This window comes from Rhodococcus sp. NKCM2511 (assembly GCF_014905595.1).
Taxonomy (GTDB): domain Bacteria; phylum Actinomycetota; class Actinomycetes; order Mycobacteriales; family Mycobacteriaceae; genus Rhodococcoides; species Rhodococcoides fascians.
The window spans coordinates 2,965,139-2,986,442 of the sequence record NZ_BNHJ02000001.1; the positions used below are offsets into that span (position 1 = coordinate 2,965,139).

The window sequence follows — 21,304 nt, forward strand, 5'->3', positions numbered from 1 at the left end:
GGTTGCCTGTTGCCGCCCCGCCGTCCACTCAATGTGACATTTGGTGGCCTTTCCGGCAGTCAATGGCACATCGAGTGGACTCGCGGCCGGTCACGAGAGCGCGCCTGGCCGTGCTCGAGTCAGAGTGTGGGCCACCCTTCCTGTATGCGTTTGTCCACAGGCCTTCGGTTGTCCACAGGGCTGTTGATAGTGCGACGTCGGGTGCGATCGGTGTTCGGCCGAGCGTGCACGATCGTCTGTATGAAGAGGGGCGGCGCACGGGTCGATGCGAGGGTAATTGCGGCCGCATCGGATCGCGGGCTGGTGCGGACTGCTCATCTTCTCGAACTCGGCGTCGCGTCGAAGACGATTGTTCGGCGCACGCTGCCGGACGGTATCTGGTCACGGGCGCTACCTGGCCTGGTGTTCTTGAAGAACCGTTCGCTGACGCCCTTGGAGCGGGCGGTTGCCGCTTCCATCTATTGCGGTCGTGATGGCGTCATCAGTGGTCGGGCCGGGCTGGCGTTGCATGGTCTCGGTACATCCGGCTCGTTCGAGGAGACGTTCGTGCTCATTCCCGAGGCGCAGCACCGCAGGTCCGTGAGCTTCGCCGCGGTGGAACGTACGTGGCGGATGCCAACGGCGGAAAGTAAGTCGGGTCTTCCCGTCGCGCCGGTTGTTCGGTGTCTGTGCGACGCGATTCGTCGCATGAAGAACGCCGAGCAGTGCATGGCGCTCGTTGCCAGTGTCGTTCAGCGGGGTGCCGCAACGATCGAGGCGATCATGAAGGAACTGGACGCCGGCACCACGCGTGGAACCGCGATGCCTCGTCGAGTACTTCGCGAACTGGCCGCCGGCGCGCACTCCGTTGCCGAAGCACACGCGCAGAAGTTGTACGCGCGCAGCGGTCTTCCCCCGATGACGCACAATGTCGCGGTTCGCGACGAGTCGGGCAGGTTGCTGCTGGTGGCCGACAATTGGCTCGACGACGTCGCCCTCGACTGGGAGATCGACTCGCTCGAATATCACCTGTCACCCGCGGCGCACCGCGCCACCGTGGAACGACGGGAGCGCGCTCAGAACGCCGGCATCATTGTCGTGACTCACCTGCCGAGCGATATTCGCGACGATCCGGAACGTGTTCTCTCCGACCTGCGGTCTCGGTACCGACAGGCGCTCGCGCGTCCGCGCCCCCACGTCACCGTCGACCCGTCCTACCGCCGATCGGGCTGATACACCCAAATCATGTGGTCGCCGGTTTCGGCCGCAGCGGCCAAGGCTCGCGGCTCGATCCTGTCGAGGACGAAACCCAGCCGCCGCGGAACGGCTCGACTCCTCGAATTGGCTGCATCGCAATGAATTTCGACGCGATCGACGTCTGCGAGTTTCAATGCCTCTTGCGTGAGGGTCGCGGTGGCTTCGGAGATGATGCCGTCACCCTCGGCTGCACTGTCGAGCCAGTACCCTATTTCGATCCCACCCGGTCCGACTCGTCGGTGCAATGCAATCTTCCCCAGGAATGCGCTGGTGGATCGACCGAAAATCCCGTAGTCGTACATTTCGTCGGCGTCCCACAGCTTCCGGCTTTCCGCGATGCGGACGATCTGCGCCGACCTGTTTGCAGCGTCCTCGGTGGCCCAACCGAGCCACGGCAGCAGGCGGACCCGATTTCGCTCGATCGTTTCGGCAATGACGACAGCATCGTCTGCCGTCTCGCGTCGAACCACGAGACGGTCGGTGACAATCCGAACGGGAGGTTTGCTGACCATTGAGACAGTCTGACTCCCTGCTAATGCCGATTCCACTGGTTTTTCGGTGCCCTCCGACCCATGTGCAGTCCACTCGATGTGCCATTGACGGTCGAAAGGGCCACCGGATGTCACATTGAGTGGTCAGACAGTAGTGGTGTCAGACGGTAGTGGTGTCAGCCGGGAGTGGTCAGGCGGTAGTGGGGTGGGCGATGCTGGGGGAGAGGAAGTAAAACGATCAGGAAGCGGACCACGATCTCCAGGACAGTTTGTCGATGACGATGACCGGCCCCTCGGGTCGGTTGTTCTTGTATTGGCTGTATTTCGCGACGAGGGTGTCGGTACCGACTGTGCCTTCGGCGCTGCCCGCGTCGACGATGCGGGCGTTGCCGTCGGCGCGGATCCACCAGAGTTGGGACCAGTCGTCGGAGTAGTGGTCGACGATGAGGCTGACGGCGGGGTCGGCGTGGATGTTGTCGAGTCGCTGCAGTTTCTGGGTGGTTTTGGGTTTCCAGTCGATGGCTGTGTAGATGCGGTCGCCGGTGGGTGCGACGGCGTAGACGATGGGGACCAGGTGTGGGGTGCCGTTGGGGTTGACGGTGGAGAGTTGGGCGCGGGGTGCGTCGGTGAAGCGTTGAATTTCGTTGTCTATCTTCACGTTCGGTTCCTCATGCGGATTCGCTGTGGCTGCTGTGTCGGGTGATGTATTGCTCCAGTTCGGCGACGGGCATGGGTCGTCCGAGGAGGTGTCCTTGGCCGAAGGTTACGCCCATGTCGGTGCAGATTCGGAGTTGTTCGGTGGTCTCGATGCCTTCGATGACGGTGTCTTTGCCGAGGGTGGTGGTGACGTCGACGAGGGCGGTGCAGAGGGTGGTCATGGCGCGGCGTCGGTGGAGGTTGGTGCTGTCGAGGTGTTGAGTGAGGGATCTGTCGATTTTGAGGATGTCGACGGGGAGGGTGGCGAGTCGTTCGAGGGAGGAGAAGCCGGAGCCGAAGTCGTCGATGGCGATGAGGACGCCGTGGCGTTGGACGTCGCGGAGTTGGTAGTGCACGGCGTCGAGGTCGTGCAGCGTCTGCGATTCGGCGAGTTCGAGTGCGAGTCGACCGCGTTCGATGCCGTGGGTGTCGACGATGTCGATGACGTCGGTGGCCAGGGTTCCTGCGGCGAAGTGTGCGGGGCTGACGTTGACACCGACCTGGAGCATGATCGCGCGGGATTGCCAGTCTGCGATGGTTGCCGCGACGTCGGTGAGAATCCACATGCTCAGGGGGATTATCAGGTCGTTGTCTTCGGCGAGGGGGATGAAGGCGTCGGGCATCAGGAGTCCGAGCTCGGGGTGGTTCCAGCGAACGAGGGCTTCGGCTCCGACGACGGCTCCGGTCGCGAGTTCGACGATGGGTTGGTAGACCATGGTGAGCTCGCGCGCGGTCATGGCGACTCCGCGCAGTCGTTCGAGGAGCTCGAGCCGCGTGCGGTTGGTGTGGTGCAGCTCGTCGGTGAAGATGTGATGCCGGTTGCGGCCGGTGGCTTTGGCGGCATGCATGGCGGCGGTGGCGTTGTGTACCAGCTGGGTGGCGCGATCGGTGCTGCCGGTGGTGGACGCGACACCGACGCTGGCGGTGAGGGTGAGTTGACGGCCGCCGAGCTCGAAGGGGGGCTCGAAGATGCTGGCGAACCCCGCGGCCATCGCTCGGGCTGCCAGGGAATGGCAGCCGTAGGCGACGATGACGAATTCGTCCCCGGTGAGTCGGCCGATGGTGTCCCCGGGTCGGGTCGATGCGGTGAGTCGGTCGGCGACCATGCACAGCAGCTCGTCGCCCTGGGCCGGTCCGAGCGCGTCGTTGAATTCACGGAAGCCGTCGATGTCGACGAGGAGGACGCTGAAGTGCTGGTCAGGGCCTAGGTCGACCAGCGCGGCGGTGATGGTGGCCAGGATTTCGTTCCGGTTCGCAAGCCCGGTGAGGGCGTCGAGCGTCGGGTTGGGGTCGGCACGGCGGAGCGGCGTGTCGTGTTCTCGACTCACAGTGCCCCCTCGTAGCCGGACGGCCACCGGCGATACTAGCCGAAGAGTTTGCTTAACGCCTATAAACGGGGAGCGCGCCCTTTTTACTGGCCCTCACGCAGCGTGCCCGTCGACCCTCGCGTCTCGATGTTCCATACCGCCGCGTCGACGGCGTCGCTGAGACCGAGCACCCACCGGGCCGCCGATCGGCCCTGGTCGAACAACGATTGCGCGACGGTGGTCAAGTGGGCCGCCGCCGCTGCAGGGGAGTCGTCCCATCCGGTCAGTGCGACGTGGCCGGGAATGTCGATCCCGGCACCCGTCGCCGCGTCGAGTGCGCCGAAGGCGAGTTCGTCGCTCATCGCGAACATCACATCGACGACGTTGTCGCGCAACAACAGTCGTGCTGCCCGTGCGCCCTCTTCGCGCGAATTGTGGGTGGTGAACAGCGTCGGTACCGTCGACCATTCGATTCCTCGACGCATGCACGCATCGCGGTAGCCCTCGAGTCGTGCGCGAGTCACCGGCATCGAGATGTCCGACGCGTCGGCGCCGTGCACCACCGTCGATTCGCGTCGCGAATCGGGTCGTAGCGCAACGATCGCGGGCCGACGTCGATTGCGCAGAGCAATGGTGGCGATCGCGTCGGCTGCAGCGCGGTCGTCGATTCCGATGGAGTTCAATCCCGGATGCTGGGGGCCGCCCTGGACGCAGGTGGGTCGACCGGTGCCGACGAGCACGTCGAGGACGGGGTCGTCGACGCCGGTGGTCCAGACGACGTAGCCGTCGACCTGCGCGTCGCGAATTCTCGCAATGTCGCTGTCGCGGTGCAGATTAGGCAACATCACCAGCGCGGTGTCGGCGTCGAGACACGCGTCGGCGATGCCCGAGAGGAACCGTCGGGCCTGGGGATCCTCGAAGGCATAGGTGAGTTTTTCACCGAGTACGACGCCGATGCTGTTGTGCTTTCCGCTGCGAAGCGAGCGTGCCGCGCGGTTGGGACCTGCGTATCCGAGGGCCGCCGCCGCTGCGTGGACGCGGTCTCGGGTGGCAGGCGAGACGCGGTCGGGTTGGTTGTAGGTATACGAGACGCTCATGGTGGAGACTCCCGCAGACGCCGCGACGTCGGCCATCGTCACCCGATTGTTCACGGGGCCACCTTAGCGCGTGTCGACGATCTGTGTAACGATACACACCATGTCGTCGCCCCTCCCCAAGCTGCTGGTCCTCGGTGCAGCCGCCTTCATCTATGTCACGGCCGAAACGTTGCCCGTGGGTCTGCTTCCGGAGATCTCGGGCGATCTCGGCGTCGGCGAATCCGCGGTCGGTCTGCTGCTGACCTTCTACGCATACGGCGTCGCCGTCATGACCATGCCGTTGATCAGGTTCGTACGCGACTGGCCACGGCGACGGGTCGTCGTCATCACCGTTGCGGCACTGGCCTTTTCGCAACTGCTCTCCGCGGTGTCCGTCGGGTACCCGATGCTGGTGCTGTCGAGGATGCTGTGCGCGGCGACCCACGGAGTCTTCTGGGCCGTGGTCGCACCCGTCGCGGCGTCACTCGCACTTCCCGGTAAGCAAGGAAAAGCGATCGCCACGGTGTACGCCGGCACCTCGTTGGCGTTGGTCGCCGGTAATCCGATCACCGCGGCCATGGGTCAGTGGTTCGGGTGGCGCACTGCTGCAACGATTCTCGGTGTCGTCGCCGCCGCTATCGCGGTGGCGCTCTACTTCGTCCTCCCTGCACTACCGGTCACCCGAGCAGCTGCGCGCGGCAAGAAATCACCGGGCGTGCTCGACGGCACCCTGGCGATCCTGTGTGGAGTGACGTTCCTGGCCGTCCTCGGCCATTTCGCCGCGTACACGTACTTCTCGCTCATCGTCGATCGCGCAATCGGTTCGGCCGGAACCACTCTGACGCTGATGTTGATGCTCTACGGTTTGTTCGGGGTCGTCGGTATCTGGGTGATCGGCAGAACGTACGACCGTTGGCCGCGGCCCTCCACCATCGCTGCTCTGGGTGCCGTCGCGGCCGCGACGGCGATCCTGTGGGGCACCCTCAGCGCAGCACCGGGCAGCCTGGCCGTCCTTGCTGTCGGGGCGATCGCGTTGTGGGGTCTGGCCTTCACCACACTGCCGGTCTGCATCCAGTCCGCCGTGGTTCGGGCCGCCCCTGCCGACGCCGACAAGGCGTCGGCGATCTATGTCGTCGCCTTCCAACTGGCCATTGCCACCGGGGCCCTGGTGGGAGGCGTCGTCGTCGACGCCAGGGGTATCGGGGCGGTGACCGCTGCGGCGACGATCCTGGTGGCTGTGGCACTCACCGTCGTAGTGGTCGCGCGCAGAGCCTTTCCGAGCTCGTATCCGTCGGTACCGGTCTCGACGCCGGCGCACTGACCTCTCGGCGCTCTCGCGCGATAGGGTCAGCACGCGACGAACGAGGGAATCCGGTGCAATTCCGGAGCTGGCGCGCAACGGTGACGGGTGAGAGCTCGAAGTCCGAATGCTCGGACGTCGTGATCGAACCCCACCCGCGGCTCCGCGACACGAGCCCCAAGCAGGAAGCTCTTCGATGCGTACCTCTCTCGCCGCACTAGGCGCTGTCTCCATCCTTCTGGTCTCCGGTTGTTCGACCGCGTCGACCCCCGACGCGTCCACCGTCACCTCCGGGAACTATCCCCTGACCATCGAGAACTGCGGACGCGACGTCGTCGTCGACGCACCACCGCAACGCGCGGTGTCGTTGAACCAGAGCTCGACGGAAATACTGCTCTCGCTCGGCCTCGCAGACCGGATGGTGGGCACCGCCACCTGGACCGACCCGGTCCGCTCGAACCTCGAATCCGAGAACGCCAGGGTGCCGAGGCTCGCGGACAACAAGCCATCGCTCGAGGTCGTGTTGGATACCGAGCCCGATTTCGTGTCCGCGTCCTTCGGCGGCACCCTCGGACCCGGGGGAGTCGCAGATCGGAGCAGGTTCGAGCAACTCGGCGTCCCGAACTATCTCTCGCCCACCGACTGTCAGGGCAAGACCGACGAAAGCGTCAATTCCGACGGTGCTCGCACGGAGCCGCTGGTGATCGACACCGTCTATCGGGAGATTCGTGATCTCGCTGCGGTCTTCGACGTGCGAGACCGTGGCGAGCGCCTGGTCGCCGAACTGCAGGATCGGTTCGAGAAGGCCTCCGGTTCGGTCGACGCGTCAGGTGTGTCGTTGGCCTACTGGTTCGCCGACACCGATACGCCGTACATGGCCGGTTGCTGCGGATCGTCGGGCATCATCACCGACTCCGTCGGCGCCGAGAACATCTATGCCGACACCACCGACGAATGGCCACAGGTCAATTGGGAGAGTGTGCTCGATCGCAACCCGACTGCACTGGTGCTCGCAGATCTGAGTCGACGCAGTATCGCCGGGGACGCCCTGGACAGCAAAATCGGCTTCCTGGAGTCGAATTCGGTCACGAACCGAATGCCCGCCGTCGAGAACAAGCGGTACATCGTCGTCAACGGTGCCGATCTGAACCCGTCCATTCGGACGATCGACGGTGTCGAGAAAGTTGCGGCTGCCCTGCAGGATTGGGGAATGGCGTCGCGATGAGCCGCACCGATCGCGGGGTGCTCGTCCCACTACTGCTCGCAGGATCGGCGTTGTTGGTGCTCTCGATCGGCGTCGCCGTCACCATCGGACCCGCGAACGTGTCGGTGCCCGACGTGTATCGAGTGATACTGACGCACATGGGTATCGGGAGTTCGGGAGTCGGTCGCATCCAGGACGGAATCGTCTGGGAGCTGCGCCTGCCCCGGACCTTGCTGGCCGCCGTGTGCGGCGCGGGTCTCGCGCTGTGCGGGGCGATCATGCAATCACTGCTGCGCAACCCCCTCGCCGATCCCTTCGTCCTGGGCATTTCGTCTGGTGCATCTACCGGAGCGGTCCTCGTCGCGGTTCTCGGCGTCGGCGGTGGCGCATTGTCCTTGTCCACAGGGGCATTCGCCGGTGCGCTGCTCTCGTTCGTCCTGGTGATGCTGCTGGCCGCAGGGGCAGGCGGCGGAAACGACCGCGTGGTGCTGGCCGGGGTCGCGGGGACGCAGCTGTTCTCGGCCTTGACGTCGTTCATCGTCATTTCCTCGGCCGACGCCGAACAGACACGCGGCGTGCTGTTCTGGCTCCTCGGATCGCTGAGCGGTGCCGACTGGACGGACGTGGTGCTGTGCGGATCTGTTGCGCTGCTCGGAATGGTGGTGTGTCTGTTCAACACCTCGGCCCTCGACGCCTTCACATTCGGGCACGACGCGGCCGCGTCCCTCGGTGTTCCGGTCAAGTGGGTGCGAATCCTGTTGTTGGTCATCACCGCACTGATCACGGCCTCGCTCGTCAGCGCCGCCGGAGCCATCGGGTTCGTGGGTCTCGTTCTGCCGCACGCCGCACGTTTTTTCGTCGGCGCACGGCATCGACGGCTGCTGCCGACGACGGTGGTCATCGGCGCGATCTTCATGGTGTGGGTCGACACCATCGCCCGAACGCTGTTCGCCCCGCAGGAGATACCCGTCGGAGTGGTGACCGCACTCATCGGCGTGCCGGCATTCGCGCTCATTCTGTTTCGACTCAGGAGATCCCGATGACGTTGCACGTCAACAACATCCGGTGGACCCGTGGCGGGAACCCGATTCTCGACGGCGTCAGCTTCGCGCCGGAACCGGGCGAGACCATCGGGCTCATCGGCCCAAACGGCTCCGGCAAATCGTCGCTACTACGAATCCTCGCCGGCATCGTGGCACCCGACAGCGGCGACGTGCTGCTCGACGGAAAGAACCTGCGCACCCAACGTCGTCGCAGCATCGCCCGCCGCGTAGCGATGGTCGACCAACACTCCGACACCGACGTCGACATCACCGTCCGCGACGTCGTACGCCTGGGCCGCATCCCCCACCACGGCATCCTCGGCGGAGACACAGCAGCCGACGACGCCGCGATCGAACAGGCACTCACCGACACCGCTATGGCGTCGAAAGCCACCCGACGCTGGCACACCCTCTCCGGCGGAGAGCGCCAACGCGCCCAGATCGCACGGGCCCTCACTCAACAACCCACCGAACTACTGCTCGACGAGCCGACCAACCACCTCGACATCCAACACCAACTCGACATCCTCACCCTCGTCGCAGGACTACCCCTGAGCAGTTACATCGCCCTCCACGACCTCAACCTCGCCGCCATGTTCTGCAACCGCATCATCGTCCTGAACAACGGCAGCATCGTGGCATCGGGAACCCCACACGAAGTGATCACCGAACACCTGGTGCGCGAGGTGTACAACGTGCACGCCAGCGTCTCGCATACCGACGACTGCCCCCAGGTGACCTATCGCCGCCCCCGCCCGACCGCCCCCGGAGTCCACTCGATGTGACATTGACCCCCGAAAAGGCCATTAGATGTCACATTGAGTACCCGGGGAAGGGGCAAAACCGGGGGAGGGGAGACCGAATCTAAAGTTGGCGCAATTTCCGCTCGAATGCGTCGATGCGTGTGGTGTCCTCGAAGAAGTCCTCTTGCGAGACGATTTTGCCCCAGCTGGTGCGGACAAGGAGCACCGTTCGGTTGCTGTACAACTCGGTGCCGTCGGCTGCGTGTGCTTGGTCGTCGAAGCGGACGAGGAGGGTCATGCGCCAGGGGGCTCCGCCGCTGTAGATTTCCGTGACCTGCCCGCGGATGCCGGCGGCGACGAAGTCCTGGAAGAACTTTTCGATTGCCGGTCGTCCGCGGTGGGTGCCCGACCATCGGCTGTCACCGTCGGCGAATTTGAGCACCGCGTCTCGGTGGAACGACGAGAGCAGTGGGCGATAGTTTCCGTTGTTGAGCGCCTCGATGTCTCGCTGCAACTTGAGGGTCAGCACTCGCATCAGCAGAAGCTTGCATGCGAAGGCCGTCGAGATGCCGGCCAGAAATCTCAGTTGCATGGCTATACGTTTGCTTACCGTTCACCGACGTGTCAATCGAGTGGGACGTTTCGAGACCCGGCTTCACCCAGGTCGGTGGTGGTGCTGTTCACCATCTTTTCGAGTTCGCAGCCCGGCCGATACCGTCGATGACGACTCACACCGATCGTGTACTTCGCTTCGGTTCAGAGAACATGACAGAGTGAAGGTTCCAAGCGTAGGCATGCTCTGCAAGGATGGACTGGTGAGGGGACGAACGTGAGCGCATATCGTTCGTCGGTCGCTGTCCGGCCGAATCCCGGGGGGCCCAGATGGACTCCATAGCTGCGTTCTGGTGCCACGCAGATGACGGCGAGCCTGCTCTGATGCGGTCGGAGATGAATCAGTTGCTCTCGGCGACAAGGCTTTCCCGAGCACGGACACTGTTCGAACGTGCGTCGCTCGAGGATTTTCTGGGCGAAGAATCGGCTGCGATTCCGTTGTACGAGGCGGCGCTGTCGAGTGGGCTCGATTCCGTGCACGAGAGCAAGGCCAGAATTCAGCTCGCCAGTTCGCTGCGTAATGTCGGCCGACTCCAGGAGGCGTCGCGTGTGTTGGAAGACTTCGAGTTTTCCGACGAATTCTCCTCTGCGCGAGCTGCATTCAATGCCCTGATCCTGTGGGATCTGGGCGATGGTGCTGGCGCGCTGAAGGCGGCACTGCAGGCAGCGAAGCCTGCGCTCGGCACATACCGTCGCGCAATCGGAACATATGCCGACGACCTCCGTACCGACAGGCCGAGGAACAACGGCACCGACGACCGTGTTGCCCACCATGATCGTGCCAGTTCGCTCGACGACCCCGAGGTGAAGCCATGACCAGCGGAGCATTCGATCCACACGACCTCCTCGAGCACAGCCGACTCGGCGTACTCGCCACGATAAAAGCGAGCGGCCTGCCGCAACTGTCGCCGGTGACGCCGTTCTACGATCGCACCGAGCGAACAATCAAGATTTCGGTCACCGAAGGACGAGCGAAAACGGCCAACCTACGCCGAGACCCGCGCGCTGCACTCGAAGTGACCAGCGCCGACGGCAAGGCCTGGGCAACAGCAGAAGGATCCGTCACCCTCACCGGACCGGGCGCGAACCCGAACAGCCCCGAAATCGATGCGCTGGTCGACTACTACCGCGCCGCCGCCGGAGAGCACCCCGACTGGAACGAATACCGCGCCGCGATGGCCGCGGATCGCCGAGTTCTGGTGACCATCGCCGTCGACCACGTCTATGGCGAAAGCCTCACCTGATCGCCTAGGCAGTCCACTCGATGTGCCATTGACCCCCGAAAAGGCCACTGAATGTGCCATTGAGTGCACTGGGGTCGGTGCATATCTGCCTCCGTCATGTGAGTTGGTAGACGTCCAGTTCGACGGAATTCGGTAAACGTTCACCGGTTGCCACGAAGAGTGTTCCGTTCATCCAGCTGAGGGAGTCGGCGGACGTCGACAGTCGCGGAAAGGTGCGAAAGTAGATTCGGTCGGCGGGAACCTGCTTGTTTCGAGTCAGTGCGTCGATGTCCTGTTCGCTGCCGGTGCGCACCCCGACGTTATGGACCGAGATCCGTTCGCCTGCGTCGGTCTCGAGTGCATATCGGGCGTCGAGTTCGGTGACAGTGGCCGATCTGAGGACCTGGTGGTCGGCACCGCCGGCCAGGACGCGTCCTCGTATCACCGGCCCGTCGACGGTCCCACCGAGGATCGGCACGAGGCGTCGATGTCCGTCGCTGACCTGGCCGAGATCGATGGGCTCCCCGACCGTGACGGACAGGTGCGCGACGAACGTCAGATCGGGGCGCACGTCAGTTCGTTCGGTCCGCGAAGCCGTCGGGAAGATCGCCAGGTGCGACGGACACGATGGTCTCGTCGTCGGCTCCGACGTTCTCGAAGAGCGTGATCGTGGCGAACTCGGGGACGACATAGATGGGGTAGGTCGGTCCGGCGTCGCGGTACGCACGCATTTCGTCGAGGTGATCGTTCTGGTAGAGGACCGTTTTGGTGCCGTCCAATTCGATCCACTGAGGGAAGAAGATGGTTCCGTGCAGACGACGCTTTCCTGGGATGACGTTGACGACGACCGAGGTTCCGGTGGGCTCGTTCCACGAGATCTTGTAGACGTCGTCGTCGAGCTGGACGAGATCGACTTCCTGGTCCTTGACCCAGCGTCCGCCGACCATGCCGGTGTGAATTCGGTAGTCGATCGTGGTCGCGTTCTTCACATACATCTCGTACTGCCAGCTGTTGGCGTACGTGTAGATGAAGCGATGCCCGACGATGCCGCTCAGATCTTGGCTGGGGATGGGGTTCTCGACTGTGGTCATGGTCTTCATTTTGTCACAAAACTATGTTTGCGGCAAAACTATCTGTGCGATCATCGACGCATGGACTCCACCGCAACGGAATTGGGCCGACAGCTGGGGCCCCTGCGGCGATCACTGCTCCGGGCGACGCGGGATGTCGCGCAGCTGCCCGACATCGCCGACTCGCACATCGAGGTGATGCGAGCCCTTGCAGCAGAACCGTCCATGAGTCCGGGACGCCTTGCCACTCGCCTCAACCTGGCCCGATCCACCGTGAGCAACCTGATCAGAGCGATGGTCGACGCCGGCCTGGTGGAAAGATCGATCACCACCGGTGACCTTCGAGGGGCGACACTCACCGCATCGCCGAAAGCTGTGAAGCTCCTCGCCGAATACGACGCGGCGAGCTCCCGAGTACTCGCGGACGCACTGGACGAACTGAGTCGACACAACCGCGAAGCCATCGCCGCAGCTCTGCCGGCCTTGGCGGAAATCACCAGCATCCTCTCCCGCCGCAGCTCCTGATTCTCGGCGGTGCGTCCGCACCCGTGCAGTCCACTCCATGTGCCATTGACCCCCGAAAAGGCCACCGAATGTCACATTGAGTACCGGGATGTCGTGCTCGTGCTCCCTGTTTCGATCAACGACGCGTGTTGATGTCGAGGACAAGCCGAGGAGTGCGCATCTGACCGACTGTCGACCACCAGCGGTGTGCGGGATACGACAGTCGAACCACGAAGTAGTTGACGAATTCGACAACGGCGAACAGCCACACGACGAGCAGTGCGACGCCAATTCCGGCGCTCGACGGGAACCATACGACGACACCGATGAGCCCAACCGCCAACAGTGGGACGTTTGCGACTCGACATACGCGATAGATCGCGCGAATGACCGGTGGCATCGGGTTGAGTTCGACCCAGGATCGCGCCATCAACCAATAAACTCCCGCCTGCACGAGGACGGCGAGCAACGGGACGAGAGCAGACCACATGGCGAGTGAGTCCTCTCTGTCGTCGAGTCGTGGTTCTGCCATGGTGAGCGCAATCGAAGCAAACACCGCTGCGGCGGACAGCTCACCCAGGCCGAGCGACAGATACCGTCGCCGCAACGCGTTCCGGCGACCACTGGACATCACGCCAGATTAGTCATGAGTTGGCAGCGACACCCGCCCCCACAGTCCACTGGATGTGCCATTGACCCCCGAAAAGGCCACCAAATGTCACATTGAGTAGCCAGGGCGGGCGGGGAGTCATTGGTTGCGGGCAACCGGGATCCAGAGTTCTCCGGTTCCCGATGACCAGTCGGGTGTGTTTTCGATGACGGTCAGAATTTCCGGGCCGGGGGTGATGTGGAAGGGGTGGGAGGGGAACCACTCGCTGAATGCGTCGGCCCAGAGTTGTTGTAGTGCTGGGGCGAGTGCGGTGTCGCTGTGTGTTTCGAAGACCGCCCATGTCGATGCGGGGACGCTGAGGGAGTCCAGGTCGGCCGGTATGGGGGCTGTGGTGGCGACGGCGAAGTAGTAGTCGAAGAGACTGCCGTCGGTTCGGTCGGCTTCGAAGCCATCGCTGACGAAGAGGATGTGGGGGAGTTCGGGCAGGTCGGCGTGTCGGCGAAGTTGTTCGCCGAATCCGGTGGGCAAGGTCTGGTGGAACTGGGTCATGGGGGTGTTCTCGCCGTGGAATGTGAGGGGGATTCGCGTCGATTTGCCGATGATGTGGAATGCGGGCAGTTCGGTGATGCGGTAGTCCATGGTGCTCTTTCCTTCGATGGTCAGGTGAAATGCCAGTGGCGGTCTGGAGCGGAGGGTGGTCCCTGGCTTGCGGGCGTGGGATGGTGTGACCCCGTGCATGTCTCGGAATGCGCGAGTGAATGCGTCGCCGCTGTAGCCGTATTTGGTCGCGACGTCGAGCACCCCGATGCCGGCGAGAATGTCTGCGGCTGCCAACGACATTCGCCGCTGTCGGATGTACGCCGACAGTGGGATTCCGGCCAGCGCGGAGAACACGCGTCGAAAGTGATAGTCGGACGTGAGGGTGATGCGAGCGAGCTGTGCCGGGTCGATGTCGTGGTCGAGGTTGTCCTCGATGTAATCGAGTGCTGCATTCCATCGTTCGAGCATGTGCCGGTGGCCTTTCCTTCGTTCTGGTGACAACGATAGGGAGGCGCAGGCACGGCTGGCTCGACTTTTCGAGCCCGGCTGGGTCGGGTTCAGATGGTGCGCAGATGCCGTCCGCGTCGCCGAGCACGGAGGCGACCGAGTTCGGCCAACGCGGCATGCGATTGTGCGTCGGCCGGGCGATAGACGATCAATCGAAGATCCGGGTCGCCGAGTGGAGTGAGGACGTCGAACGTCACGGTCACCGGGCCGACGAGCGGGTGCTGCATCGGCTTGTCTCCCCGGCTTCGTATCGATACTTCACGTGATTGCCAGTATCGCGAGAATTCGGCACTGCCGTGTTGGAGTTCGTCGATCAGCAGGGCGAGGTGAGTGTCGTGCGAGTGGTCGACCCACGCGGCACGCAAATCGGCGACGGCACCGCGGACGACGTCGTCGCGTGACTCGTAGAAGCCGTCGAATGATGTGTCCAAGAAGCACATTCGGAGGACATTACGACTCTCGGCGGGCCGCTCGTCTATGTCGAGCAGCAGGGCGGCCATGGTTTCGTTGATGGCCAGGATGTCGAGTCTGTAATCGAGGACCATGGCAGGCAGGGGCTCGACGTCGTGTACCAACTGGGCGATTCCGTCGGGAATCTTTCGGTCGGTGGGCCGTTCGGGTGCACGATGCCCCGCCAACGTGAACAGGTAGCCCGTCTGGTCGCCGGACAACTTCAAGGCCCTCGACAGTGACCCCACCACCTGGGCGGACGGTCGGATATCACGGGCCTGCTCGAGCCGCACGAGATAGTCGACGCTGACACCGGCGAGTGCGGCGACCTCCTCGCGCCTGAGTCCGGGGGTCCGGGAGGCCCCGATCCGCGGCGGCAGACCGACGTCGGACGGAACGAGCGCTTCACGTCGAGACCGCAGGAAGGCCGCCAGTTCTCGGCGGGCCATCTCCGGTGGCGTCGTGGTCATTCCACACAGCGTAGGTCAATTCGGACCAGTCAGCCTGGTATCGCGCGTCCCAGGATGACCATGACCTTCCCGCTTCTCGACCGGACCGGCACTGTGAGCCGGACGGATCGATCGAGAAGGAGACACACGATGACACGGATGGACGACTATCGACTCCTGGGACGCTCGGGACTGCGCGTGGCACCGTTGTCGTTGGGGGCCATGACATTCGGGGACGTCTGGGGGTGGGGAGCCGACAAGCAGGAGTCGAAACGCATCTTCGACGCTTATCTGGACCTCGGAGGCAACATGATCGATACCGCGAACATCTACACCGACGGTCAATCGGAGCGGTATCTGGGGGAATTTCTCGAAGGTTGTCGCGACTCGGTTGTCGTATCGACCAAATATGCGGCGACGCGCGATCCGGCGGACCCGAATTCGGGTGGCGGCGGGAGAAAGAGCCTGCGTGGTTCGGTCGATGCCAGTTTGCGGAACCTGGGCACCGACTACATCGATCTGATGTACCTGCACGCATGGGACGGTGTGACGCCGAGCGACGAGATCATGTCCGCCCTCGGTGATTTGGTGCAATCGGGAAAAGTTCTCTACCTCGGCATTTCGGATACCCCGGCCTGGGAGGTCGCGCGAATGCAGACCCTTGCGCAGCTACGTGGATGGCCACCGCTGTCCGCACTTCAGGTCGAGTACAGCCTGATCGAGCGCACTACCGAACGCGAGTTGTTACCGATGGCAGCAGATCTGGGTCTCGGTGTGATTCCGTGGTCACCGCTCGGCGGGGGTGTGTTGACGGGTAAGTACACCGCTGCCGACCTCGAAGGGGCAAGCTCGAATTCACCGGCGGGTAGTCGGCGCGATCACGCGAGGTCGAACCGAACACTGACCGAACGTGGGTTGCGCACAGCCGACGTCGTCGTCGAGGTGGCAGAAGAGCTGGGTGCGACTCCGGCCCAGGTGGCGTTGGCATGGACGCTGCTGCATCCCGCCGTCGTCAGTTCGTTGATCGGGGTGCGGACCGCAGAACAGTTGCAGCACAACATCGGTGCCCTCGATATCGTCTTCGACGAGTCGCAGTTGGCTCGGCTGCATTCGGTCAGCGCGATCGACATGGGGTTTCCGCACGAATTCCTGGCGCGTCCGATGGTCCGCGGGGTCATGAGCGGGCGGACGTCGGTGCGCCCACGCCCACTGCGGTCCTGGTGATCGGACCTGGTGAGCAGTCGAATCAGGACGACGGTGATCGACGATAGGTCAACGGATCACCGTCGTGCACGACCGTGAAACCTGCCTTCTCCAGCACTCTTTGCGACGCGGCATTGCCGCGTGCGACTGTCGCAACCATTGCGAGGTTGCCCACGGTCTCGCGTGCCAAGCCCAGCATGTGCCCAGCACAGCCGCGTCCCCAGTGGTCCGGATGCACCCAGTAGCCCACCTCGACGTGATCGGCTCGACGGATGAGGCTCAGCAGTCCGACCGGTACCGCGTCTTCGACGCCGATCGACCACATCGGCAGGTCGGGTGTATCGAGGTCCGTCGTCGCCAATGCGCGGTTGAATCGACCATCGAAATAGGTTCTTGTCCAGGGTTTTCCGTCGCCCACCCACCGCATGACGGAGGCGTCCGAGGCCATCGAGTACAGGAATTCGGCATCGGTGGCAGTTGCCCGCCGTAGCCGGGTCGACGTCACAACCGCCGACCATCGATCGGTCGAGGGTCGGCCAACCGCAGTACGATGCTCATGACCTGCAGACGATAGAGGCATCCGGATCCGACCGCCACCGAATACCCAAGGGAGCCCGATGAACCTGGCCGACTACGACGTCTTGAGCTTCGATTGCTACGGAACGCTGATCGATTGGGAGTCGGGGATCGGCGACGTGCTCGGCGCATGGGCTGCGGATGCAGGATCGCCGATGTCCGAAGACGAATTACTCGCCGCCTATGCCCCCAACGAAGCACAGGCGCAGCAGGATTCACCGTCGATGCTCTATCCCGACATCCTGGCCGACGCATTCGGACGAACAGGCGACGCGCTGGGTATACCGGTCACCCCGGACTGGTCAGGCAGACTCGCCGGCTCCGTTCCGGACTGGCCGGCGTTTCCGGACTCGGCGGACGCACTGGCATCACTCGCCGAGCACTACAAGCTGGTGATTCTGTCCAACGTGCACCGCGCGGGTTTTGCCGGTAGCAACCGTCGGCTCGGCGTTGAATTCGACGCCATCGTCACAGCCGAGGATGTGCACGCATACAAGCCGGCGGACAACCATTTCGATGCGCTCGACGCGATCCTCGACGACTTCGGTGTGCCCAAATCACGTCTGCTGCACGTGGCACAGAGCCTGTTCCACGATCACGTCCCGGCGCGGCGTCACGGCCTTGCGTCGGTGTGGATCGATCGCAGACACGATCGGCCAGGGTGGGGCGCAACACCGGAGCCGAACGGCGACTACGGTTTTGCGATGCAGTTCCCGAGCATGGCGGAGTTTGCCGACGCGGCCCGTGGGGCGCACGGCAATGCGTAGGTTGAGCACCCTGGTTGGGCTGTGTCTCGGATTGGTCGGCTCGCTCGGATACTTGCTGTGGGAGATCAGGCCGCGACGGGTCAACTACGCGTTCGTCGTGGACAGTTCGAGTTACATCCGCTCGTTGGGAATCACCTACACAACGGCGTTCGTTGTCTTCGGCCTACCCATCCTCGGCGCTGTTCTCGGCCTCGTTGTCGGTGTTCTGTTCACCAGAAAGCGACGCTGACGCTGTCGGCTACGAGCGACTGCCCTACCAGTGCCATGCGTCGCCGCCGACGTTCTCGATGGTTCCTTGCAGGACGCGGATAGTGGTCGCGAAATCGTCCTGACTGATTCCCTGCATGCGTTCGTCCTGCAGCATCCGTTGGATGTCCGCGGCGCGGGCGAATAGCCGCTGGCCCTCAGGCGTGAACTTCAGTCGTGCATGGGATTCGGTGATCAAACCCTTCTGGGTAGCGGAGTCGACTGCGTCGACGATCGCGCCAGGGGTGTCGTTGTGTCCGGTCGTGTCGATTGTCCTCGCTCGATCGGCACCAGCGGGATGCAGTGAAATCTGATGCAGGAGCCACCATTCGGCCTGGGTGATGCCGATGTCGCGGAGCGCTCCGCGTGTTCGAGCGCGGACGGCCTCCCCCGCGCGGACGGTCCAGAAGCCGATGGGTTGCTTCTCGGGTGGTTGCATGGGGCGCTGTGTCGTCATGCATGGAACGGTAGAACCTGAACAATGCTTCAGGTCAAGAGACCGACTGGCCGGTAGAGTCTCGCGCGTGGACAGACCATCCGGCAGAGGGCTCGTCGCAGTGCTCGGGGGCGTCGGCGCGGCCACAGGGGCTGCGGCCGCGGTGGTGTGGCACGTTGCGATCACCGAACCGCCGGACACTCCTGGGACGGCACATCTGCGACCGAGCTGGTTCCCCGTGTCGCTGTATCTCGTTGCCGCCGGAGTGGCTCTGGCTCTGGTGGTGGCGTGGTTTCTCGTCGATTCCGGAATGCGCGTCGTCAGAGACCGTCAGTACAGTTCCGCCCACCTGTTCACGTTGCTGATCGTCGTCGGTGCCGCGCTGGGAGCGGGCAGCGCCTTCGCGTGGACCCACTGGCCGCCGCAGCAGTTGGAGAGAGCTCCAGATCCCGCAGCGGCGTGGGCTCGGTACATCGTGATTCACAGTGGTGCAACCGAAGTCCCGCAGTCGTCGTTCGGCACCGCACCCGCGGACATATCCGGCATCGGGATTCAGGACGATGAGGGTTACGTCGGAAACGTCTTCAGTTCTGATGCTGCTGTCGACGACGCGTCACCGTCGACCTTCACCCCGATCATCGGCAGTCCGTGGACGGTGTTTCCCATCGGTGGTGTTGTCCTTGCAGCGGTTGCAGCATGGACGTTGTCGCTGAGGGATTTTCGGTTGACTGCGGTGTCGCGATCGGACCCGGATGCGCTCTAGCGAGCCCTAATCGTCCGTGCGTAGTTCGTCGACCAACGTGAACAGCCTGCCCAGGTAGTCGCTGTGAAAGACCTCGGTGGCGCGGATCTTTGCGTTTCCGTCGAGTCCGAATTGAAGGTTGACGAGTTCGACTCCGATGGCGACGCGTCGAGCATCGAGGGTCTCGAGTTCGGCGGCGAGAGCATCGACCTTGGCCAGCGGAGACAGTTCGTCGGTCATATCGGAATCGTAGAGGTCAGCCGACGGCTGCGAGGAATTCGCTGTAGAACAATCCGAGCCCCAGCGCCGACGCTATGGCCGCGAACAGCCACAGTCGGATGATGACCGTTGTTTCCGCCCAGCCGCCCAACTCGAAGTGATGGTGGATCGGTGCCATCCGGAACGGCCGCTTGCCGGTGGACTTGAAGGACGCGACCTGGATGACCACCGACGCGCTCTCGGCGACGAAGAGGGCTCCGAAGACAACCGCGATCAGCTCGGTCTTGCTGACGACGGACAGGCCGGCGAGCAGACCACCGAGTGCCAGGGAGCCCGTGTCGCCCATGAAGATCTTGGCCGGTGCTGCGTTCCACCACAGGAATCCGATGCACGCTCCCGCGGCCGCCGCGCACACGACAGCGAGGTCGAGGGGATCACGCACCTGGTAGCACCCGGCCACCGAATTGGTGGCGCACGATTGCCGGTACTGCCAGAACGTCATCACCGTGTAGGCGCCGAGGACGAGGGTCATCGAGCCCGCCGCCAAACCGTCGAGCCCGTCGGTGAGGTTGACGGCATTGGACCAGGCAACGACGAGGAACACACAGAACAGCACGAAGACGATCGGGGCCATCGTGAAGAACGTCGATTGCCGCACCAGTGACAGTTCGACGTTGCCCGGGGTCAGCCCGTTGCCGTTGCGAAACTGCAGAGCCAGGACCGCGAAGATCACCGCGGCACTGATCTGCCCGACGTATTTTCCGGTGGCTTTGAGGCCGAGGCTTCGCTTCATCCGGAGCTTGATGTAGTCGTCGAGGAAACCGACGATGCCGAGGGCGGTCGCGAGACCGAGGATCAACAGCGCCGATGCCGACGGCCCGTCGCCTCCCATCGCCACGAGGTGGGAACCGAGGTAACCGGCCCACAGACCCACGATGATCGCGACGCCGCCCATCGTCGGCGTTCCTCGCTTGGCTTGGTGGCTCGCCGGGCCTTCGACGCGAATCTCCTGGCCGAAGCCCTGCCGGGTGAACAGCGCGATGAGAAATGGCGTCAACAGAATCGAGACCGCCAATGCGATTCCACCGGCGACGAGAATGTTGATCATGCGTTGAAGCCCACTCTTCCTCTGTGCTGCGGTTGCCCACCGGGTGCTACCGAGCACCGCGGGATACTGTGCCAAACGAATCGGCAAAAGTCGCATTGCGTGACGAAGGTGTTACTCACAGTTGATACGTACCGGGAGACACACCGACCAGTTCGGTGAACTCGCGGGTGAAATGCGCCTGGTCGAACCATCCGTACCGCGCGGCCAGTTCCGCCAGCGACCCGCTGTATCCGTTGTCGAGATCACTGAGGGCGTCGTGAATCCGATATCGGCCCAGAACCCACTTGGGCGTCGCACCGACATAACGCTCGAACAACCGCTGTAGCCGACGAGTCCCGATGCCACATCTGTCCTCCACCTGGCCGACGCGTATCAGCGTCCGATCACCGAGCATCGTGCCGATGACATCCAAGACGATCTCGTACTCCGGCTCGACATCGTGGGCGTAGGGCTCGAGAACCGCGTCGACGACGGTTCGGCAGTGGTCGGCGTCGTGCTGTGCGTCCAGTTGCGTCAACGCGGCGACGGTCTCCGATCGGAACGGGGTGGGCGGAGCTACTGGGACGTCGCGCAGAGTTCGGGCCACGGTTCCGGTGAAGCTCGCGTAGCCGCCGGGGCGGAACTTGACGCCGAACACCCACCCGGACTCGGCGAGTTCGACGTCGAACCGTCGGGTCAGCACTCCGGTCACGACCACCGGCTCGGTGACGCCGGCGCGGGTCCAGCCGTGCTCGACGCTGAGCGTGCATGCCGGGTGGGGCAGGGTCGAGCTGCGATACGAGGTGCCCGACGGCAGATCCCACCGAAGTTGCCAGTAGTTCTCGACCCACGGTTCCAACGACGCCGCACACGGCAGCCGGACCAGGTCGACATACTGCGCCAGCTGATCCGGCCGCAGGACACCGGCGTGGGTGGCTGTCGCATTTTTCCTATCCGGCACGGGCGT

Annotated in this window: 27 protein-coding genes and 1 riboswitch; of the genes, 12 read left to right on the top strand and 15 right to left on the bottom strand. The window is 63.7% G+C overall.

Annotation, left to right across the window (positions count from 1 at the left end; translation table 11 throughout):
* The first annotated feature begins 240 nt into the window (after positions 1–240).
* Entirely contained in the window at positions 241–1,212 is a 972-nt protein-coding gene (locus tag JLZ96_RS13745; protein WP_032367600.1) for a hypothetical protein, read from the top strand.
* Here JLZ96_RS13745 and JLZ96_RS13750 read toward each other — a convergent pair.
* From JLZ96_RS13750 to JLZ96_RS13765, 4 genes are all read right to left on the bottom strand, one after another.
* Positions 1,194–1,748 carry a GNAT family N-acetyltransferase gene (locus tag JLZ96_RS13750; RefSeq protein WP_201010373.1) on the bottom strand — a complete coding sequence of 185 codons (555 nt, stop codon included), beginning with the start codon at positions 1,746–1,748 and terminating at the stop codon, positions 1,194–1,196. The two genes, JLZ96_RS13745 and JLZ96_RS13750, sit on opposite strands and share 19 nt — an antisense overlap.
* Before the next feature lie 217 nt (positions 1,749–1,965).
* Positions 1,966–2,385 carry a TIGR03668 family PPOX class F420-dependent oxidoreductase gene (locus JLZ96_RS13755; protein ID WP_201010374.1) on the bottom strand — a complete coding sequence of 140 codons (420 nt, stop codon included), beginning with the start codon at positions 2,383–2,385 and terminating at the stop codon, positions 1,966–1,968.
* A 10-nt stretch (positions 2,386–2,395) separates the two neighbouring features.
* On the bottom strand, positions 2,396–3,751 hold the full coding sequence (locus tag JLZ96_RS13760) for a bifunctional diguanylate cyclase/phosphodiesterase (protein WP_236253954.1): 1,356 nt from the start codon (positions 3,749–3,751) through the stop codon (positions 2,396–2,398).
* An 83-nt stretch (positions 3,752–3,834) separates the two neighbouring features.
* Complete coding sequence (locus tag JLZ96_RS13765) at positions 3,835–4,881, bottom strand: LacI family DNA-binding transcriptional regulator (RefSeq protein ID WP_236253956.1); 1,047 nt, start codon at positions 4,879–4,881, stop codon at positions 3,835–3,837.
* 46 nt (positions 4,882–4,927) lie between these two features.
* Between JLZ96_RS13765 and JLZ96_RS13770 the strand changes: the two genes are divergently transcribed.
* From JLZ96_RS13770 to JLZ96_RS13785, 4 genes are all read left to right on the top strand, one after another.
* On the top strand, positions 4,928–6,127 hold the full coding sequence (locus tag JLZ96_RS13770; RefSeq protein WP_201010375.1) for an MFS transporter: 1,200 nt from the start codon (positions 4,928–4,930) through the stop codon (positions 6,125–6,127).
* A riboswitch (cobalamin riboswitch) is annotated at positions 6,119–6,261 on the top strand. Its footprint overlaps the gene before it by 9 nt.
* 41 nt (positions 6,262–6,302) lie before the next feature.
* Entirely contained in the window at positions 6,303–7,331 is a 1,029-nt protein-coding gene (locus JLZ96_RS13775) for an ABC transporter substrate-binding protein (protein WP_201010376.1), read from the top strand.
* Positions 7,328–8,353, top strand: a complete 1,026-nt coding sequence (locus tag JLZ96_RS13780; protein WP_201010377.1) for an iron ABC transporter permease — start codon at positions 7,328–7,330, stop codon at positions 8,351–8,353. Before JLZ96_RS13775 ends, JLZ96_RS13780 begins: the two co-directional genes overlap by 4 nt.
* A complete protein-coding gene (locus tag JLZ96_RS13785) occupies positions 8,350–9,138 on the top strand; it encodes an ABC transporter ATP-binding protein (protein WP_201010378.1) in 789 nt (262 codons plus the stop codon). Before JLZ96_RS13780 ends, JLZ96_RS13785 begins: the two co-directional genes overlap by 4 nt.
* 79 nt (positions 9,139–9,217) lie before the next feature.
* Here the strand turns inward: JLZ96_RS13785 and JLZ96_RS13790 are convergent, their stop codons facing one another.
* Positions 9,218–9,688 carry a nuclear transport factor 2 family protein gene (locus tag JLZ96_RS13790; protein WP_027494954.1) on the bottom strand — a complete coding sequence of 157 codons (471 nt, stop codon included), beginning with the start codon at positions 9,686–9,688 and terminating at the stop codon, positions 9,218–9,220.
* Positions 9,689–9,978: 290 nt separating this feature from the next.
* On the opposite strand from JLZ96_RS13790, the gene JLZ96_RS13795 reads away from it, so the two are divergent.
* Entirely contained in the window at positions 9,979–10,524 is a 546-nt protein-coding gene (locus JLZ96_RS13795; RefSeq protein WP_201010379.1) for a tetratricopeptide repeat protein, read from the top strand.
* Positions 10,521–10,952 (top strand): PPOX class F420-dependent oxidoreductase, encoded by a 432-nt coding sequence (locus JLZ96_RS13800; RefSeq protein WP_201010380.1) that lies wholly within the window; start codon positions 10,521–10,523, stop codon positions 10,950–10,952. The genes JLZ96_RS13795 and JLZ96_RS13800 overlap by 4 nt, the downstream gene beginning before the upstream one ends.
* A 94-nt stretch (positions 10,953–11,046) precedes the next feature.
* Here JLZ96_RS13800 and JLZ96_RS13805 read toward each other — a convergent pair whose 3' ends face one another.
* Both JLZ96_RS13805 and JLZ96_RS13810 read right to left on the bottom strand, forming a co-directional pair.
* The gene (locus JLZ96_RS13805; protein WP_201010382.1) at positions 11,047–11,502 is read right to left on the bottom strand and encodes a DUF3237 domain-containing protein; all 456 of its coding nucleotides are present in this window, start codon (positions 11,500–11,502) and stop codon (positions 11,047–11,049) included.
* Position 11,503: 1 nt separating this feature from the next.
* Positions 11,504–12,022: a phenolic acid decarboxylase gene (locus tag JLZ96_RS13810; RefSeq protein ID WP_197077467.1), complete on the bottom strand. Its 519-nt coding sequence runs from the start codon at positions 12,020–12,022 to the stop codon at positions 11,504–11,506.
* A gap of 60 nt (positions 12,023–12,082) precedes the next feature.
* Here JLZ96_RS13810 and JLZ96_RS13815 point away from each other — a divergent pair, with 60 nt between their 5' ends.
* On the top strand, positions 12,083–12,526 hold the full coding sequence (locus JLZ96_RS13815) for a MarR family winged helix-turn-helix transcriptional regulator (RefSeq protein ID WP_032373377.1): 444 nt from the start codon (positions 12,083–12,085) through the stop codon (positions 12,524–12,526).
* A 115-nt stretch (positions 12,527–12,641) separates the two neighbouring features.
* On the opposite strand, the gene JLZ96_RS13820 is transcribed toward JLZ96_RS13815, so the two are convergent.
* The 3 genes from JLZ96_RS13820 to JLZ96_RS13830 form a co-directional block, all read right to left on the bottom strand.
* Positions 12,642–13,136, bottom strand: a complete 495-nt coding sequence (locus tag JLZ96_RS13820; RefSeq protein WP_201010383.1) for a hypothetical protein — start codon at positions 13,134–13,136, stop codon at positions 12,642–12,644.
* Positions 13,137–13,253: 117 nt separating this feature from the next.
* Entirely contained in the window at positions 13,254–14,123 is an 870-nt protein-coding gene (locus tag JLZ96_RS13825) for an AraC family transcriptional regulator (protein WP_201010384.1), read from the bottom strand.
* 89 nt (positions 14,124–14,212) lie between these two features.
* Positions 14,213–15,082, bottom strand: a complete 870-nt coding sequence (locus JLZ96_RS13830) for a helix-turn-helix transcriptional regulator (RefSeq protein WP_048319056.1) — start codon at positions 15,080–15,082, stop codon at positions 14,213–14,215.
* A 129-nt stretch (positions 15,083–15,211) separates the two neighbouring features.
* Between JLZ96_RS13830 and JLZ96_RS13835 the strand changes: the two genes are divergently transcribed.
* Entirely contained in the window at positions 15,212–16,285 is a 1,074-nt protein-coding gene (locus tag JLZ96_RS13835; RefSeq protein WP_201010385.1) for an aldo/keto reductase, read from the top strand.
* 22 nt (positions 16,286–16,307) lie between these two features.
* Here the strand turns inward: JLZ96_RS13835 and JLZ96_RS13840 are convergent, their stop codons facing one another.
* Positions 16,308–16,769 carry a GNAT family N-acetyltransferase gene (locus JLZ96_RS13840; protein ID WP_201010386.1) on the bottom strand — a complete coding sequence of 154 codons (462 nt, stop codon included), beginning with the start codon at positions 16,767–16,769 and terminating at the stop codon, positions 16,308–16,310.
* A gap of 112 nt (positions 16,770–16,881) precedes the next feature.
* Between JLZ96_RS13840 and JLZ96_RS13845 the strand changes: the two genes are divergently transcribed.
* Entirely contained in the window at positions 16,882–17,607 is a 726-nt protein-coding gene (locus tag JLZ96_RS13845) for a haloacid dehalogenase type II (RefSeq protein WP_032373374.1), read from the top strand.
* A gap of 1 nt (position 17,608) precedes the next feature.
* Positions 17,609–17,836 (top strand): hypothetical protein, encoded by a 228-nt coding sequence (locus JLZ96_RS13850; protein ID WP_032407777.1) that lies wholly within the window; start codon positions 17,609–17,611, stop codon positions 17,834–17,836.
* A gap of 24 nt (positions 17,837–17,860) precedes the next feature.
* On the opposite strand, the gene JLZ96_RS13855 is transcribed toward JLZ96_RS13850, so the two are convergent.
* Complete coding sequence (locus JLZ96_RS13855; RefSeq protein WP_201010387.1) at positions 17,861–18,310, bottom strand: MarR family winged helix-turn-helix transcriptional regulator; 450 nt, start codon at positions 18,308–18,310, stop codon at positions 17,861–17,863.
* A gap of 67 nt (positions 18,311–18,377) precedes the next feature.
* On the opposite strand from JLZ96_RS13855, the gene JLZ96_RS13860 reads away from it, so the two are divergent.
* Positions 18,378–19,052, top strand: coding sequence for a hypothetical protein (locus JLZ96_RS13860; protein WP_201010388.1), 675 nt, complete (start codon positions 18,378–18,380; stop codon positions 19,050–19,052).
* Positions 19,053–19,058: 6 nt separating this feature from the next.
* Here JLZ96_RS13860 and JLZ96_RS13865 read toward each other — a convergent pair whose 3' ends face one another.
* The 3 genes from JLZ96_RS13865 to JLZ96_RS13875 all read right to left on the bottom strand — a co-directional run bounded on the left by JLZ96_RS13865 (position 19,059) and on the right by JLZ96_RS13875 (position 21,298).
* The gene (locus tag JLZ96_RS13865; protein WP_201010389.1) at positions 19,059–19,271 is read right to left on the bottom strand and encodes an oxidoreductase; all 213 of its coding nucleotides are present in this window, start codon (positions 19,269–19,271) and stop codon (positions 19,059–19,061) included.
* A gap of 16 nt (positions 19,272–19,287) precedes the next feature.
* Positions 19,288–20,358, bottom strand: a complete 1,071-nt coding sequence (mraY, locus tag JLZ96_RS13870) for a phospho-N-acetylmuramoyl-pentapeptide-transferase (protein WP_027494939.1) — start codon at positions 20,356–20,358, stop codon at positions 19,288–19,290.
* 115 nt (positions 20,359–20,473) lie between these two features.
* Positions 20,474–21,298 carry a helix-turn-helix transcriptional regulator gene (locus JLZ96_RS13875; protein WP_236253958.1) on the bottom strand — a complete coding sequence of 275 codons (825 nt, stop codon included), beginning with the start codon at positions 21,296–21,298 and terminating at the stop codon, positions 20,474–20,476.
* Positions 21,299–21,304: the final 6 nt, after the last annotated feature.